Origin of the sequence: Labrenzia sp. PHM005 (genome assembly GCF_006517275.1) — a bacterium.
In the GTDB taxonomy this organism is placed as follows: Bacteria; Pseudomonadota; Alphaproteobacteria; order Rhizobiales; family Stappiaceae; genus Roseibium.
In genome coordinates, this window is sequence record NZ_CP041191.1 from 2,944,862 (window position 1) to 2,961,664 (window position 16,803).

At 54.3% G+C, this 16,803-nt stretch carries 13 protein-coding genes and 1 riboswitch; of the genes, 8 read left to right on the plus strand and 5 right to left on the minus strand.

The annotated features are described in order from the left end of the window. Positions 1-13 precede the first annotated feature (13 nt). Complete coding sequence (locus FJ695_RS13215) at positions 14-1,012, minus strand: DMT family transporter (protein ID WP_141185891.1); 999 nt, start codon at positions 1,010-1,012, stop codon at positions 14-16. A gap of 250 nt (positions 1,013-1,262) precedes the next feature. Here FJ695_RS13215 and FJ695_RS13220 point away from each other — a divergent pair, with 250 nt between their 5' ends. The 3 genes from FJ695_RS13220 to FJ695_RS13230 all read left to right on the plus strand — a co-directional run bounded on the left by FJ695_RS13220 (position 1,263) and on the right by FJ695_RS13230 (position 7,137). Continuing rightward, on the plus strand, positions 1,263-3,560 hold the full coding sequence (locus FJ695_RS13220; RefSeq protein ID WP_141185892.1) for a xanthine dehydrogenase family protein molybdopterin-binding subunit: 2,298 nt from the start codon (positions 1,263-1,265) through the stop codon (positions 3,558-3,560). Between the two features lie 389 nt (positions 3,561-3,949). Further along, positions 3,950-5,128, plus strand: coding sequence for an adenylate/guanylate cyclase domain-containing protein (locus tag FJ695_RS13225; protein WP_247653865.1), 1,179 nt, complete (start codon positions 3,950-3,952; stop codon positions 5,126-5,128). Between the two features lie 161 nt (positions 5,129-5,289). Then, positions 5,290-7,137: an EAL domain-containing protein gene (locus tag FJ695_RS13230; RefSeq protein ID WP_209011028.1), complete on the plus strand. Its 1,848-nt coding sequence runs from the start codon at positions 5,290-5,292 to the stop codon at positions 7,135-7,137. A 316-nt stretch (positions 7,138-7,453) separates the two neighbouring features. Here FJ695_RS13230 and FJ695_RS13235 read toward each other — a convergent pair whose 3' ends face one another. Further along, positions 7,454-8,467, minus strand: a complete 1,014-nt coding sequence (locus FJ695_RS13235) for a putative transporter (protein WP_141185894.1) — start codon at positions 8,465-8,467, stop codon at positions 7,454-7,456. A 354-nt stretch (positions 8,468-8,821) separates the two neighbouring features. Between FJ695_RS13235 and FJ695_RS13240 the strand changes: the two genes are divergently transcribed. Next, positions 8,822-9,823, plus strand: coding sequence for a DMT family transporter (locus tag FJ695_RS13240; RefSeq protein WP_141185895.1), 1,002 nt, complete (start codon positions 8,822-8,824; stop codon positions 9,821-9,823). Positions 9,824-9,960: 137 nt separating this feature from the next. On the opposite strand, the gene FJ695_RS13245 is transcribed toward FJ695_RS13240, so the two are convergent. Next, a complete protein-coding gene (locus FJ695_RS13245) occupies positions 9,961-10,368 on the minus strand; it encodes a hypothetical protein (protein WP_141185896.1) in 408 nt (135 codons plus the stop codon). 35 nt (positions 10,369-10,403) lie between these two features. Then, positions 10,404-10,640, minus strand: coding sequence for an Lrp/AsnC ligand binding domain-containing protein (locus FJ695_RS13250; protein ID WP_141185897.1), 237 nt, complete (start codon positions 10,638-10,640; stop codon positions 10,404-10,406). 139 nt (positions 10,641-10,779) lie between these two features. Further along, a riboswitch (TPP riboswitch) is annotated at positions 10,780-10,889 on the plus strand. A gap of 68 nt (positions 10,890-10,957) precedes the next feature. Here FJ695_RS13250 and FJ695_RS13255 point away from each other — a divergent pair. The 4 genes from FJ695_RS13255 (at position 10,958) to FJ695_RS13270 (ending at position 15,707) form a co-directional block, all read left to right on the plus strand. Further along, entirely contained in the window at positions 10,958-11,731 is a 774-nt protein-coding gene (locus tag FJ695_RS13255; protein ID WP_141185898.1) for a hydroxyethylthiazole kinase, read from the plus strand. Between the two features lie 32 nt (positions 11,732-11,763). After that, positions 11,764-12,570: a bifunctional hydroxymethylpyrimidine kinase/phosphomethylpyrimidine kinase gene (gene thiD / locus FJ695_RS13260; protein ID WP_141185899.1), complete on the plus strand. Its 807-nt coding sequence runs from the start codon at positions 11,764-11,766 to the stop codon at positions 12,568-12,570. A 1-nt stretch (position 12,571) separates the two neighbouring features. Next, entirely contained in the window at positions 12,572-13,681 is a 1,110-nt protein-coding gene (locus FJ695_RS13265) for a TRAP transporter substrate-binding protein (protein ID WP_141185900.1), read from the plus strand. Between the two features lie 712 nt (positions 13,682-14,393). After that, on the plus strand, positions 14,394-15,707 hold the full coding sequence (locus FJ695_RS13270; RefSeq protein ID WP_141185901.1) for an OmpP1/FadL family transporter: 1,314 nt from the start codon (positions 14,394-14,396) through the stop codon (positions 15,705-15,707). 78 nt (positions 15,708-15,785) lie between these two features. Here FJ695_RS13270 and FJ695_RS13275 read toward each other — a convergent pair whose 3' ends face one another. Further along, positions 15,786-16,565, minus strand: a complete 780-nt coding sequence (locus tag FJ695_RS13275; protein ID WP_141185902.1) for an SDR family oxidoreductase — start codon at positions 16,563-16,565, stop codon at positions 15,786-15,788. Positions 16,566-16,803 lie beyond the last annotated feature (238 nt).

Below are 16,803 nucleotides of genomic sequence, written 5' to 3' on the forward strand. Positions count from 1 at the left end.
GTAGCTGCAAACGTCAGTTGGAATAACCGCGGCCATCGGAGGCTCGGGCAAGCTGACGCCCCCGGATGGCCTCACGCCGGACCGTGTAGATTGATGCTGCGATCACAATGCCGGCGCCCAACAGCGTTTCCAGGCCAGGCCATTGGCTGAAGATCAGCGCCCCAAACATGGTGGCATAGAGTAGCCGCGTGTAGTCGAGGGAGGCAATTGCCGTTGCCTCCCCAGCTTGAAACGCTTTGATGTTGGCCATTTGACCGCCCCATGAAAAAACGCCGACAGCAAGGAGAAGGCCCCATTGTTCCAGCGTAGGAGCTTGCCAGGTGAACCAGGCTGGCACCAACATGATCAAGCCAACTCCAAGAGCTTGATAAGTCAGGATCGTGTTTGGCGGATCGGTGCGAGTCAAAATGCGGATGACAACCATCACCATGCCAGCGCAAGCGGCACTGCCAAGGGCCATCAGCGCATAGGGGTTGACCAGCCCTTCGCCGTCTGGCCGCAGCATCAGCAACACTCCGAGAAAGCCCACGATGGTGGCGCCCCAACGGTGTCTGCCGACTTCTTCCCCAAGGAACCAAATGGCAAGGATCGTGATAAAGAAGGTCTTGGAGAAGCTGATGGCCGTCGCGTCGGCAAGCGGCAGTTCAATGATCGCGGTGAACCCAAGCAGCATCGCTGTCGCAGCGAAGACGACACGGGTCAATTGCAGTCCTGGCCGTTTGGTCGATAGAGAATGGGGGAGGCCGGACAGAATCTTTGGCGCCACGATTACGAGCATAATAACCTGGCGAACAACAAGAATCTGAAAAACGGACAGGTCCTGGCCGATGAATTTGATCAGTGCCACCATGATAGAAAACAGGAATGCCGCGAGCAAGATCCAGAGCGCGCCAATCGTATTGGGGGGCAGCTGGCCGAGCTTATGAGTCAGATGGCTTTTAAGGCCGGTGGACGGCGAAGCGGTTGGCGTTACCGCCGGATCTGCCGGCGGTTTGCGGGAAGAGGTGTCCATGAGCAGTCCTGAAGCCGTCCGGATATGACATGCCAGAAAAACTGGTGCGGAATTGTGCCCGGGCGATTTGTGAGTGTGCGTACAAATCTACCGCAAATCGTGCCGAAGGGAAGAGCCGGGCGCATTGAAATGAAAAAGTGCACTGGCCAGTTTAGTTTTGGCGCCTTATAGTGGTTCTAATCTGCCGGGAGCCATATCCCACGCTTCCAAAAACCCGGCCAATGATTTGTTCTACTGAAGGTCCCGTTTCATGAACCAAATGGCTACTCCGAAATTCGGTGTTGGTGCCCCTTTGCGCCGCAAGGAAGATTTGCCGCTGATCACAGGGCAAGGAACCTATACGGGCGACTATCAGCCGGAAGGCTGTCTTCATGGGTATGTTGTCCGCTCAGCGATGGCGCATGCAAAAATCTCTGTAGACAACGCCGATGACGTGCGGGCGTTGGAGGGCGTACGTTTGGTCCTCACAGGGGCGGATGTTGCTGGCAAGGCGATGCCGACTCAGGCCCTTTTGAAGCAGATCGATGGCACAGACTTCAATTTGCCGGTGCAAGAGCTCTTGTGCACAGACACGGTTCGGTATGTTGGTGATGCAATTGCATTTATCGTCGCAGACAGCGTCAGCGCAGCTCGTGATGCGGCTGAAATGCTGGAAATCGACTACGACCCTCTGGATGTTGTGGTCGAGATGGAAGATGCGTTGGCAGACGATGCTGTAAAAGTCTGGCCGGAGTTCGGCACCAACATCGCTTTCACCTTTGGCCATGGCGACCAAGACAAGACCGAGGCAGCCTTTGCCACGGCAGCCAAGACGGTTTCAATTGATGTCGTCAACAATCGGATCGTTGCCAACTACATGGAACTGCGTGGCTGTGTTGCCGAATTTGACTCAGCCAGTGAGCGCTTCAAGGTAACTCTTGGCACCCAGGGCGGCCATGGAATGCGCAATACGCTGTGCGGCATTCTTGGTCTGGAGCAGGATAAGGTGCAGGTCATAACGCCGGAGGTCGGCGGCGGTTTTGGCACCAAGATGTTCTGCTACCGCGAATATCCGCTGTCGATGATTGCCGCCCAAACATTGAACCGTCCGGTGCGCTGGGCCGGGGAGCGGACGGAACACTTCGTCACCGACGCGCATGGCCGGGACAATCTTACCCGCGGCGAGTTGGCGTTGGACGCGGACAACAAGATCCTCGGATTGCGGGTCGATGTGAAAGCTGCGATGGGCGCCTATTTGCACCAGTTTGCGCCGTTTATCCCTTGGGTCGGAACGACCATGTCGTCCGGGCTTTATGATATCCCAGCCGTTTTTGCGAAGGTGGAAGGCGTTTACAGTCACACGGTTCCGACAGATGCCTTCCGCGGTGCTGGCCGTCCTGAAGCGGCCTACCTGATCGAGCGTTTGATCGACAAGGCGGGTGAGGAAACCGGTCTCGGGCCCGTTGAATTCCGCAAGCTGAATTTCATCAAACAAGAGCAGCTGCCCTACACCACACAAACGGGCCGCATGTACGACACGGGCGATTATGCGGGGCATCTGGACAAGGCGCTGGAAACCTCAGATTGGGCCGGCTTCAAGGCCCGTCAGGCGGCGAGCGCCTCAAGCGGCAAATACCGGGGCTTCGGCATTTGCTCCTATATCGAGGCCTGCGCCTTCCCGGGTGGGGAAGAGGCGACTGTGGAACTGAGTCCGGAAGGCAATCTCACTCTGCTTATCGGCACCCAGACCAATGGCCAGGGGCACGCGACAGCCTACAGCCAGGTGGTTGCGGAGAAATTCGGCGTTAGCATCGAAGATATCGAGGTCATCCAGGGCGACACGGACCGGGTTCGCAAGGGCGGGGGCACGGGAGGATCCCGGTCCATTCCGCTTGGTCTGCCGTCCGTGCGCGATGCCAGCGTTTCGCTGGTCAACAAGGTCAAGGAGTTGGCCGCCGACCGTTTGGAAGCGGGTATCGAAGATCTGGAACTCGACAGCGGTATGGTCCGGGTTGTTGGCACAGACCAGCAGGTGAGCCTGGCCGAAATCGCAGCTGGGGCAGAGGAAAACCTGTCGGCCCGCGAAGAAGTCAAGCAGGCGGAAGCAACCTATCCGAACGGCACGCACATCTGCGAGCTGGAAGTCGATCCCGACACCGGAGATATCTCAATCGAGACCTACGTCATCGTGGATGACTTCGGGGTGACCGTGAACCCGCTGCTCTTGGCCGGACAGGTGCATGGCGGAGCTGCGTCGGCGATCAGTCAGGCTTTGTGTGAACACACGGTCTTTGATGAAGATGGCCAGCTTCTGACAGCCTCACTTCTGGACTACCGGTTGCTCCGGGCTGCGGATTTGCCGGAAATCGATTTTCAGACACGGAACATTCCGTCGACCACCAATGCGATGGGCATCAAGGGCGCTGGCGAAGCCGGCACCATTGGCGGCTGCGCGGCAGTGATGAACGCGATCCAGAATGCGCTGAAGGACGGCGCTGGCGTTGAGAAACTTCTCGACATGCCAGCAACGCCGCAGCGGGTCTGGGAGGCAATCCAATCAGGGAAGTAGTCTTCCTGGTACTCAAAAGAAAAAGCGCCGGAGAACGTCCGGCGTTTTAAAAAAGGTTGGTACTGGATTGACTATCCGAGGCCAGAGATTCAGCTGGTTTCGAAGGTTTAAGATGGGCGAGGAGCCTACATTCTCTGCACATTGCGCAAAGGTCCGCGCCGCTGACATTGGAGACATTCGAGTCTTCGCGTTTCCAAAGCAAAAGCTGACATATTAAGCTTGTCGCAACAACGGCAGCGCTCAAAAAGGGCGGGTTAGGCGTTAATGACCCGAAGCTTCAGCAGTTGTTTCCGGTTCGACAACTGTGCCGCGTGACGTTGTAATAAGGAAATATTGCGTCCGGGAGGCAATAACTCGGCCCAGTCTTGACGGAGATGCGGCGGTTGAAGATGCTTTCGGGAAACTGGACAGATGTAAACGTCATGACCAACACCGACGACAGCGGAACGTTGGGTGTCGGCTTCAAGCCGGCACCCGTTCCAGATAATGAGGCAGACCGCACGCGTGAAGTTAACATGCTCGGATTGACCGAGGTTAACCGCAAGGATCCAAACCTCAACGACATCATCCGACTCGCCTGTGCCATCGCTGACTCACCGATTGCAATGGTCAACATCTTGGACCGACCGGATCAACACACTTTGCGATCGTGTGGACTACCGCAGGCGGCTCCAACGTCGGAACCGATCAAAAATCTCATTTGCCAGTTCGTTCTCGCGCACGGTGATGTCCTGATTATTGAAGACATGCGCACAGATGAAAGGACCAGAAATCATCCATTTGTTGATCCGCCGACGTCCATGCGTTTTTATGCCGGTGCTCCGCTGGTCAGCCCCAGTGGCTACATTGTGGGCACGCTTTGCGTCATGGCGCCGGAGCCGAAAACTCTGGATCAGCGTTCTGTCGATTCGATGCGCCGGCTGGCCGACCTGGCCATTCGCCTCCTTCTGCAGGGCGGACCTTCAAACGGCAGCGGCAATGCGGTGACGCAGGCAATAGAGAAGACACCCGTGCGCGGTCAATTCCATTCGCAAACAAGCATCCTGTTCACCGATTTTGCCGGTTTCACACGCCATACTGAAGCACTTGAACCCGCCGTTCTCTTGGAAACTCTCGCCCGCTATTTCGGCGCCTTCGACAAGATATGTAAGCGCTTCGATCTCACTCGGATCAAAACCATTGGGGACTCGTATATGGCCGCCGCGGGTATCCCAATGGCCAATGCTGATCATGCACGCAACGCCGTCGCCGCGGGCTTGGCGATCCGGGATTACATTGCAGCAGAAAACAGCGCGCGTATCGCCTTGGGGGAGCCGGCTTGGGAAGTCCGCATTGGCGTGCATTCTGGTCCAGCTATCGCCGGTAGTCTTGGCGAACACGGCATCGATGTTTGGGGTGACACCGTCAATGTTGCTTCCCGTCTGGAAGGCGCTGGGGACGTCGGTCGTGTCAATGTATCTGAAGCAACATTGACCTTGCTCGGGAGCGCGATAACCGAAGAGCGTGGGACCCTGCCGGTGAAGAATAAGGCGTCTCTACGTATGTTTTTCGTCGATCAGCTGAATTGATCCCTGGATAACCTTAAGCCGGATGGAGGTTTTCTTTTTTTGGGGGGGGCGGCAAATTCAAGCAATTGCATTGGTGGCGGATTCAAGAAAAGTCATAGGTAGACAGTTACTTTCAAACCGTAAGGGAATTTGACAATTGCGTAGCCTCTTGCCGGTCCTCTATGACCCTAACGATGCAAGACAATCCCCTAATTCCATCGCAGATACTAGACCAAATTACAGACAAAACCTGTGAGGGGCTCGCGCTTGCATTGGCGTCTGATGACGATGGCGCTGTCATGTATCTGCAGTGGTGCAACAAAGCTTTCACTAAGATAACCGGATATCAGGCCAAGGAAGTCATCGGAAAACGCGGAACCATTTTGATTGGTTCAAGCATGGATCAAGGCAGCCATCTGATCATCATCGAAAAACTGATGAACTGGGAACAGTTTTCGCTGAAAACCCAGAACAACCGGAAAAATGGCGAGCAATACTGGCAAAAGATGAGCTGGACTCCATTGTTAGACATGGCAACTGGAAACAGGTGGTGGCTCTGCTCCCTTATCGAATTAGAGAACCGGCCTGATCTGCAGGCAGAAGGAAAAGTGCCTGGCTTGCAGCGTGCCGACCGGGACTTGTTGACCGGATATGTAGAAAAAATCGAGCGGCTGGAAAAAGAGAACAAACGCCTTCACGAGCTGGCGAAGGTAGTTGCAAAGGAATCCAAAGAAGATTCTTTGACCGGTTTGTCTAACCGGCGCCATTTTGAAGTCGAATTGAAATCCTGGATCCAAGATCTTCAAAAAACGGGAAGAGATTTCGCGGTCTTTTATGTGGACTTGGATCGCTTTAAGTCTGTTAACGACACACTCGGTCATGACGCGGGAGATCGATTACTCATCTCAGTTGCAAACATGTTGCGCCGGTTGACGAGCGAAGCCGACTTGATCGCACGAATAGGTGGAGATGAATTTGTCATACTGCGCCCTCTTGGATCTAGCGCATTGGATATCAGCAGCCTGGCTGATGCCATCGTGCAGGAGATGCACGCGCCTTTTGCATTTGAGGGCAAATCGACGTTTTGCAGCGCAAGCGTCGGTGTGGCCATCGCAAATGCACAGATGGAAATTCCGGAACAAGTGGTCTCAGATGCGGATATGGCGCTCTATCATGCCAAATCCAACGGCAGAGGTCGGTGGTCGTTCTTTACCGAAGAGATGCATGCCGAGGCAATCACGACAAAGCGGCTTGTCTCAGACCTTCTGATTGCTTGTGAGAAACGTGAGTTTATCCCTCATTTTCAGCCTGTCATTGACGCTGCTACTGGCAAGATTGCTGGCGCTGAAGTTTTGGCTAGATGGGTGCATCCGACAATGGGGCTGCTTTCACCAGCCTCGTTTCTAGAGACGGCTACAGCGATGGGGATCTTGAAGCGGATAGATGAGATAATTTTCAGTTATCTTCCTGATGCTTTAGCGCTTTTTGACAGCGCTGGTGTCGATGTTCCCCGACTTTCGACAAACGCCTCTGCGGGGCGGCTCGCAGACCCGAGCCTCATTCACGACATCAGGCGATCAGGCGTCGATCCGAAAAGACTGATCATCGAAATACTGGAGTCAGTCTATCTGGAACGGATTGGTGATGTGGTGCATTGGACACTTGGCGAACTTAAGGAAATGGGCGTCGCCATTGCACTTGATGACTTTGGCACGGGGCACGCGTCCGTACAGGGGCTGTTGAAAATCAACCCGACTGTTTTGAAGATCGATCGTCAATTCATCCTACCGATCGTTGACGACGCGACCGCCCGCGCACTGGTGACTTCGATCATCGGGATTGGAAAGAGCCTTGGCATGAAGATTGTCGCTGAGGGTGTGGAGACAGAAGACCACGCTCTGTTTGCAACAGAAATGGGCTGTGATTTTCTGCAGGGGTTTTATTTCGGAAGGCCCATGTCCTCAAAAGATCTGCATCTAAAGCTGACTGAAAACAATGGTGTATTTTGGTCGGGACATGCGCTGAGATAATCTAAGTAAACCCGGATCAAACCGTGTTCTGAACGCGTTCCGCTTTAGGACTGCGTCAGAAGGATAGAGCTTCCAACACAGCTAATTTAATGGTCCACGGCAGGCTTGCCGCCTGAGCTTGATGAAAAACTCCAATCTGCGGTTTTTATTCTGCGCTGCGCCGGCCTTGAGCCGGTGCCAAGTCCATCTAAATGTGATTTTCCAATGAGTTAGCTTTGACGGGGATCCCGGATCGCAGCTTTGCTGCGTCCGGGAAAGCCTGTAAGTGGGATTGTCAGCAGTCTGAAACGCCGGAGATTTTCCGGCGCTTTTTTTGTCACTCAGCAGGTAATGGTTGGGGGACACCGCCGCTGCGTTCAAATTCCCAGATGTTTTCTTCAAATGCTCTGAGGCGTTTGTAAACGGAAATCAGTTCGACGATCGTCGGCCAAGCATGAACCAAATACTGGAACGAGCTTTCCACTCGGTCAAAGGCGCGGGTGATCTGAGACATCAGGCCGAAAGTGATTGCGCCGCTCAAGATTGTCGGGCCGAGCGCCACAAGCGGTACCAAGACAGTGACCTGAAGATAGGTCCACTTGGCAACATCGAAGTACATGTAATGGAAGAACAGCCGAAAATAGTTTTTCCGCACATGTCCGAACAACTCCACGACGGACGGTGGAGTGGCCCGGTTGTCGTCGTCCTCGCCGTAGACGAGCTCCTTCCGGTAGGCGGCTTCAACTTTCTGATTGTTGAATTCCAGGCCTGGAAGTTTGAAACCAACCAGGGCCAGAAGCACGGTGCCGGAAGCCGCTGACAGGATCGCGATGTAAACCAAAGAATGGTCAACAGCGCCGATCCAGGGCAGCTCGGTAATGTTCTTGGAGAGGCCCCAGAGAAGCGGAAGGAAAGCAACCAGGGTCATCATTGAACGCATCAGGGAGACGCCAAGGCCTTCCATAATCCGGGCAAAACGCATGGTATCTTCCTGAACACGTTGCGAGGCGCCCTCGATGTGCCGGACCACGTTCCAGTGTGCCATGTAGTAGTTGTTCATGGCAGTCCGCCAACGGAAGACAAAGTGTTTGATGAAAAATTCCAGGAGCACAACGATAACGATGTAGACACTGACGATTTTGAGGAAAACTAAAAGTTCACCCCAATATAGACTTTCTTCGACGGAACCTGGGGTGGTGAGCGCCTTTTGCACCAGATCGTAAAACGAACCGAACCATTCATTTAGCTGAACATCCACTTGAACCTTGTACCAAGTGACGCTCAGAATGATGACCGAGCCGACCCAGGCCCACAAAAGCCATTGGCGGTTCATAAAAAACGATCGGAACATGGGGCTACGCCTTTCGATTCGGAATTTTTTGGGATTATAGGGGCGTCAGATGGCGGGATAAGACGTTGCGGCACATTTAAGCCGGTTGTGAAGAGAATTTACCCCAAAACTCTTTGTTATCGTCCGGCGTGTGGATTGCTCTGGCGGGCCGCGAAGCTTGGCGATTGCAAATTAGGTCTCGTAGACCGATACTCTAGGTCCATTCCCAAAGCGATTTGCGCAAACTGATGCGACTCAACACGCGGGCCCTGCTAGAATTTCCCACCTGCGCAAATTGTTCTGCTGTTCACGTAATTTCTAGTGCTGGTGCATTCCGTGAGCCTCTGATTTTGTGCCGGCCACTGGATTTATCGAATGGCAAATACCCGCGCAAAATCCCGTTTATCTGGCCCGCCAGCACCAACAGGCATGACCCGCCAGGCCCCACTGATCGGAATTGCGCTGAAACTTGCGTCGACGCTTGTGTTTTTTGCCATGGTAACCGCGCTGAAAATCGCTGCCGAACGTGCGCCGATTGGCGAGCTGGTCTTTGCGCGCAATCTGTTCGGATTGTTCCCAGTATTGTTGATGGTGGGAATGCGGCGGGAACTCGGCCTCGCTTTCAAAACTCAAAACCCGAAGGGCCACTTGATCCGTGCATGCATCGGCCTGTCCGCAATGGTCTGCATGTTTACGGCTTTTGATCTTTTGCCTTTGCCGGATGCGACCGCAATCAACTTTGCCACGCCATTGCTAGTGGTTGTGCTTGCCTATTTTCTGCTTGGCGAGCAGGTACGGATTTACCGCTGGAGCGCGGTCGGTGTCGGATTTCTTGGGATCCTGGTGGTGTTGTCACCGCATTTGGGGGAGGGGGCAGCCGGCAATGCCTCTACACTTGGGGCAGTGGCAGGATTTTTGGGGGCTGGCTTTGCCGCGCTTGCTATGATCACGGTGCGCAAGTTGTGCGAGACGGAACGGACGTCGACGATCGTCACCTGGTTTTCTCTGGCCGCAACGCTGATTTCACTGCTGACCATCCCCGCTGGCTGGATTTGGCCGAGCCAGGCTTGGGTTCTTCCCGATCTTGAGACCGCCGGTCTTCTGGTGCTGATTGGCCTGTTCGGCGGAGCTGGACAGATTCTTCTGACACAAAGCTATCGCTATGCCGATGCCTCGACCATTGCCCCGTTCGATTACATCAACATGATTTGGGCGATCCTGATCGGCTGGCTGGTATTTGCCGAAGAACCGGTTCTGGAGGTGATCATGGGGGCCGTGATTGTCATTGCGGCCGGGATCTTCGTTATTTACCGCGAACACAAACTGGGCCTCGACCGGACCAAAGACCGCCGGGCGTCGACACCATCGAAATCGTGACTTTTTTGCGCCGATGGAGCTTCTCAATGGAGCGCGCGTGATGCCGTCCCGGACGTGATCCGGGACCGAAGCCTAATGGACCCTGGCGCAAGGCCGGGGAAGCTGCGGCGCATGTGAATGCTAGAAATCAGAGAGGGTTATGGCTTGTAGTAGAACGTCTCACCTGAGCTCTTTGTGCCGTCTTTGAAAATCAACTGAACAGTAATTGATTGAGTGCTGTTGGCAGGCAGTTCGATATAGGGTTTTTCCTTTAAGACAGCATTCGGATTGGAGGGATCACAGGCATCCAGCTCCCACATCTGATCAAGATCTGTGCTGTTGAGGCTGTAGAAAACAAAGTCGATGCCGCAGCGCCAGGACTCCAGGTGGGTGAAATAAATCAACTGTTGGCCGTTCCAATCGCGGAAAGACACCCAACTGGTCTTAGTGACATCCAGGATCTGCTTGATCTGCTCTGGTGGCATGCCTTGCGAGACTGCTGGGGATCCGGTTAATGGGAGTGCGACCAATCCGGCCAGCAACATTGTTTTTCCAAGTTTGCTCATCGTCGCTCTCATTTGCTGGTCAATGAAATGCAGCGTTAAAACGCCTTAAAAGTAATGATTGTTTTGGTGTCTTGAATGCCATCGATCGGATGAACCTTCTCATTCACAAAATGACCGATGTCCGTGCCGTTCTCAATGTAGAATTTGACCAAGAGATCATAGTCGCCGCTGGTGGAATAGACTTCCGAGGCGATCTCGGCGTCCGCAATTGCGTTCGCGACTTGATAGGTTTTGCCGAGCTGGCATTTGATCATCACGAAAAACGGGGTCATACGGCGCTCCTGAATGGATGAATAACGTTTGAGTCAGGACATCGCGCATCTGCTGCGAACAGTCAATCGGTGCGTCCATATGAGCCGGGAGCCTAAGTACGACGGGGGTTGAAAATCGGATCCGGCCTTGGTACGCCAAATCATCTCATGGGGGTGCCCGGCAATCGTGGATCGGGCTGAGAGGCAAACGGCCAACTCCTTGAACCTGATCCGGCTTATACCGGCGGAGGGATTGAGATCATGGCAGATAAAACACTCAACATACTAATCCAGGCCATTGCCGGCAGTTTATTCAAAAACTGGGCTGTAGGTTTGGCATGAGCTTGTCGATAGCCGCCAGCACGCAAAATCTTGCGCCAGAAGCTGTTTTTGCTGTTCTTGAACGGGTGCGGCAGAGAAAACCTAAGGTCCATGCGATCACAAATTCGGTCGCGCAGGGTTTTACCGCGAATGTTCTGCTGGCGCTGGGCGCCGTGCCATCTATGACCATCGCGCCAGAAGAAGTCGCTGGTTTTGCGTCTTCTGCAGATGCGCTGTTGATCAATCTTGGCACTCTGGACGACACTCGGCGGTCAGCAATCCCCTTGGCGATCGAGGCAGCCAAGACAGCGAGCCGTCCGGTCTTGATCGATCCTGTTTTTGTTGACCGTTCCCCGCCAAGGTGTGCCTTTGCCAAGGATCTGATGAAAACCGGACCATCTTTGGTGCGGGCGAATGAAGTCGAGATGGCAGCGCTCTTTGCCGAACGGTCCGATGTGGATGCACTAATTTCAGCAGGAACGGTCTTTGTGGTAACGGGTGCAGAAGACAAGATCGAAGGCCTTGGGGAAGACTACCGTTTGCGCAATGGCCATCCCCTGATGGCCCGGGTGACGGCGACCGGATGTGCTGGTGGCGCCGTGCTGGCAGCTTTTGCCAGCGTTGAACCTGATACTGCATTTGCCGCGGCCTGTGGCCTGTCGGTTTTCAATATCGCCGGAGAGATTGCAGCCTCGCGGTCGGCGGGGCCGGGTAGTCTCGTGCCGGAACTGCTGGATGCGCTTTTTGGCCTGACAGCTCGGGATATCGAAAGCCGTCTTCAAACCGGCTGACCACTCTTTCGTTAAAACTGATGGAGGACACCATGACCGCTATCGCGGTGACCATTGCAGGTTCGGATTCTGGCGGCGGGGCCGGCATTCAGGCGGACCTGAAATCCTTTTCCGCCAATGGGGTTTATGGCGCCAGCGTTTTGACCGCTTTGACAGCCCAGAACACGCTTGGTGTCACTGCCATCCATGATGTCCCGACAGACTTTGTGCGGGCGCAAATGGATGCCGTTTTTTCAGACCTTGAGGTTAAGGCGACCAAGATCGGCATGCTGTCGCAAGTTCCCATCATTGAAGAAGTGGCTGCAGGATTGAAACGGCATCAAACCGGACCTGTGGTGCTGGATCCGGTGATGGTGGCCGCGTCCGGGGACCCGCTTCTGGTGGACAGCGCAGTTGCCAGTCTCATGTCTGAGCTGTTGCCGCTGGCCGATGTCATTACGCCCAATCTGCATGAAGCTGCACGCATGCTGGAAACAGACATGGCCGCCAGCGAAGAAGACATGTTCGATCAGGCGCAGCGGTTGATTGGACTGGGTGCAAAATCGGTTCTCCTAAAAGGCGGTCATGGCACCAGTGATGAAAGCGCAGATCTGTTTTTGACCGGTGCCGGCGAGCCTCTCTGGCTTCGGGAAAAACGGATTGCGACGGACAACACCCATGGAACCGGCTGCACCCTGTCGTCCGCTATTGCAGCTGGATTGGCAAAGGGCGAGGGGCTCAGTGAAGCCGTGATTGCCGCCAAGGCCTATATCCACCAAGCCATTTGTCACTCTGATGAACTTCAGATCGGCAAAGGGCATGGCCCCGTTCATCACTTTCACGCATTTTGGGGGAAATAAAATGGCGTCTGGTTCCAAAAAAGCAGCAGGTCTAACCCGACGAGGAATGATTGCAGGTGGGGTGGCTGGTGGGGCTGGCGCATTGGCTGTGCCCGCTATTGCCGCCCAAAAGCCTACGGTGGAATGGAAGCTGGCGACTTCATGGCCGAAAAACCTGCCGGGGCCCGGCGTGACCGCTCAGCGGATCGTTGATCAGGTTGCCAAAATGTCGGCGGGTGCTTTCCAGATACGGTTGTTTGCTGCTGGTGAACTGGTGCCGGCGCTCGGTGTATTTGATGCGGTGTCCGCCGGGACGGCTGACATGGCCCATACAGCCTCGTTCTTTTGGCAAGGCAAGATCCCAGCTTCGGTCTACTTCACAGCCATTCCGTTTGGCCTACTGCCGCACGAACATATCTGCTGGATCGAACAGGGGGGCGGACAGGCCCTCTGGGATGAACTCTATGCGCCGTTCGGTATCAAACCTGTGATGGCAGGAAATACCGGAGTTCAAATGGGCGGTTGGTACAAAAGGCCGGTCGAAAACCTAGATGATCTGCGGGGCTTGAAAATCCGGATGCCGGGCCTTGGCGGCGAAGTGATGCGCCGCTTAGGAGCAGCACCCGTTGGCCTGCCTCCCGGGGAATTGTTTCAGGCGCTGCAAACAGGTGTTTTGGATGCGACGGAGTTTCTGGGACCTTGGTCGGACCGGGCAATGGGATTCCAGAAGGCAGCCAAATTCTATTACACACCCGGATTTCATGAACCCAATGGAACCGGTGAAGCCTTGTTCAACCAAGCGGCGCTTGATGCGTTGCCGGAGGAGCTCAGAGCGATCCTTCTAGAGGCCTGCCGGGCAGAAAATGGCCGGGCGCTTGCGGAAAGTGACTGGGAAAATGCACGAAGTCTGCAGCTGCTCCAGGACGAAGATGGGGTAACGGTTTTGCCGTATCCTGAAACGATTATGACGGCGCTTCGTGAGACGGCCAAAGCTGTGTTGGCCGAAACGGCCGAAGAGGGGCCGCTCAGTTCCAGGATATACGAAAGTCATCAGGAGGCGCGTCAGAGGTTGGCGCCCTGGAGTGACACTTCCATGCGCCGGTTTATGGCCGCCAGAGATGGGGCCGCATAAAAAGGCAACTTCCCTTCTGTGAAATTTTGCCGGCCTTTAGTTTGAAAAAATGCAGTGCCGGCAAGTCCGTGTTTCATTCGCCAGACCAGATTCCAGGTTTTTGAGGGGTGCAACCTTTGCGTTTGTCTGGCGGTTCATTGTTTTGCCCTGCGCTGCTGCTGATGGAATGAACAAACTGGGCTTGGTTTTTCATTTCAGTTACCAATAAGCACCTTTCAAGCGCTTCATTGGTCAATCTGACAGCTGTTAAAATTCGGGATTAGTGTGCTCGAATCTCGTGCGTTTGCTTCCAGCTTTAGGCGCATCTTCGGTGATACTTCCGCGATTTTAATGCACAAGTCAGAAGTAAATCGTCCACATTTTCGTTCAAAAGTGTAGCGGTTCCGCAGGGATACGTGTGACAAGAAGGCAACGCTCGGCAAAGAAAGTTTTCGAAAGCTTACGTTCTGGTAAAGTGCTCAATATTTGTGCATTTGTCTGAGTTTGGGCTAAGGCCTAAAAAAAATCGACGGTCATGGAGATGTTTATCTGGCTATAGGCTCTCCAAGAGAGGGCGGCGTATCAAAAAAGTACCATTTATTGCGCTGCAGCAACTGCTAATCCTGCAATTATAGATCGCATTTGACTGTTGAAAGGGCCGCGTTTCTCCGGAACTCTAGGATCAGTGTCATACGCCTCCCGGTGGGGGAGGTGGGTTGGGAGAAACGTTGAAATGTGGGCAACCAAAAAACTCGTGCTGCTGACGTCGACAGCTGTTGCTGCTTCGCTCGCAGCCAGCGCCGCTGTCGCGGGCGGCTTCGCCCTGCGTGAGCAGAGTGCTTATTATCAGGGAACTTCTTTTGCTGGCAACGGAACATCTAGCGATTCCATTTCGTCCATGTTCTGGAATCCAGCAACGATCACTGCGGCCAAAGATAAAATAAACTTTGAGGCGCATAACACCTTCATTATTCCGCGGTCGGAAATCACCGGAACCAATGTTGTTCCGAATTCCCTGACGACACCGACGGGCCTGATTTCGACAACGTTCAATACAGGCGATATTGGCCAGGACGCGTTTGTTCCCTCGTCCTATACGTCCTATAATTTCAATGACAAAGTCTTCCTCGGCGTTGGCATCAACGGTGCATTCGGATTGGCAACCAAGCCAAAAGACACCAATTGGACCGGTGCCGGTTACAATCGTTCGTCAAAAATCTTCTCCCTGAATGTAAACCCAGTTGCCAGCTATAAGATCAACGAAATGTGGTCTGTAGGTGTCGGGGCACAAATACAATATGCCGATATCCGGCTTACCAATGCATCTGCTTCTCCGACCATTCCTGGCGCTTCTTTGATCCCTGGTCAGCAGTTGGATGGTGATGGCACAGGCTTTGGTGTAACCGCCGGTGTTTCCTTTAGGCCGACCGCCAAAACAGAAATTGGTATTGGTTACCGGTCCGCGATCTTTACAGATATCGACGGAACCATTGTGGCGCCAAGCCCGACAAATCCGTTTGTGTCCCAGACGCTCGGCGTGAAAACTGTTCTCTCTACACCAGACATGATCACCGTGTCCGCAAAACAGAGCATTACGGATGACATTCGGGTTCTTGGTACCTTTGAGTGGACCAACTGGAGCCGTTTGAAGCAGCCACGCCTTGAATCGACCGCAACAGGTGCAACTGTGACGACGTTGCCGTTCAATTATGATGACGGTTTCTTCGTTGCTCTCGGCGGTGAATACGACTTTAACGACAAACTCACGCTTCGGGCTGGTGCTGCCTACGAATGGTCGCCGATCGATACGGAAATCCGGTCTGCACGCCTTCCAGACAACGACCGTCTGTGGCTGAGCGCGGGTGCGTCTTACACCTACAACAAACATGTCTCGTTCGACGTGGGTTACACACACATTTTCGGCGCCGATACTGACTTGAACCTGACGCCAGGCCATCAGGATTACAGCGCCTCAAAGGGATCCCTGACAGGATCAGTCGACTCTGCCGTCGACATTTTGACTGCGTCTCTCCGCGTCAAGTTCTGATCGGATTGGACAGCTTTACAACTCAGCCGGTCTGCTGTGCAGACCGGCTTTTTTGTTTAACCCAACGAGCTCATCTGTTCAGAATGCTGCCGGGTAAAGGCCTCCGTCCATCAGGATGTTTTGACCTGTGATGTAGCCTCCATATTGAGAACATAGGAAAGCACAGGTTTGGCCAAATTCTTCTGAGTTGCCGAACCGCCGAGCCGGAATCTCGGCCGCCTGGGATTCCCGCACAGCTTCAATACTTATTCCAGCTTGTTGCGCTGTTCTTTCAAAGCCGCCCTTCAACCGGTCCGTATCCATCTTGCCGGGAAGCAGGTTGTTCACAGTCACGCCATAAGGGGCGAGTTGCCGACAGACACCGGCTAGGAATGCAGTCAGGCCTGCCCGGGCGCCGCTTGAAAGGTCAAGGCCTTCAATCGGCATTTTGACCGAGAGGGAGGTGATGTTGACGATCCGCCCAAAACCGCGCTCTTTCATGCCCGGGGTTACCGCCTGAATAAGCTCGATTGGGGTGACGAAGTTCTGGACAACACCACCGAGCAAGGCGTCGCGGTCCAGTTCCGTGTAGTCTTTTCGGGGCGGGCCGCCATTGTTGTTCACCAGAATGTCTGGCTGGGGGCAAACATCCAGAAGCGCAGCTTGTCCCTCCGGGGTCGAGACGTCAGCTGCAACTGCTGTCACATTAACCTGAAACTGTTCGGCCAAATGGACCCGCGTGGCCTCTAGAGCCGCTTGATCCCGTCCGTTGATCACCAAATTACACCCGGCCTCGGCAAGCGCTTCCGCGCAGCCACGGCCCAGTCCCCGGCTCGAAGCGCAAACGATCGCCGATTTGCCGCGCAATCCCAAATCCATCTGCTGGTCTCCCCAAGCATTTTCAAATCACTGCCGGATACTAGGGAAACTGGATAGCTGCCGCCATCCTTTTGGGAATAGTTGCAAGATGTTGATCACTTAGCTGGTCAAGAAGTTAGCAAACGCTGGTTTTTCTGACTGCGGCTTTCTGCGGAAGGGACTAAGAAAACGCTGCGTTCGCGGCGGCAAAAGGCTGCTTGTCATAATAGTGCAACCTGAATCGCGTCTATAGCGGTCC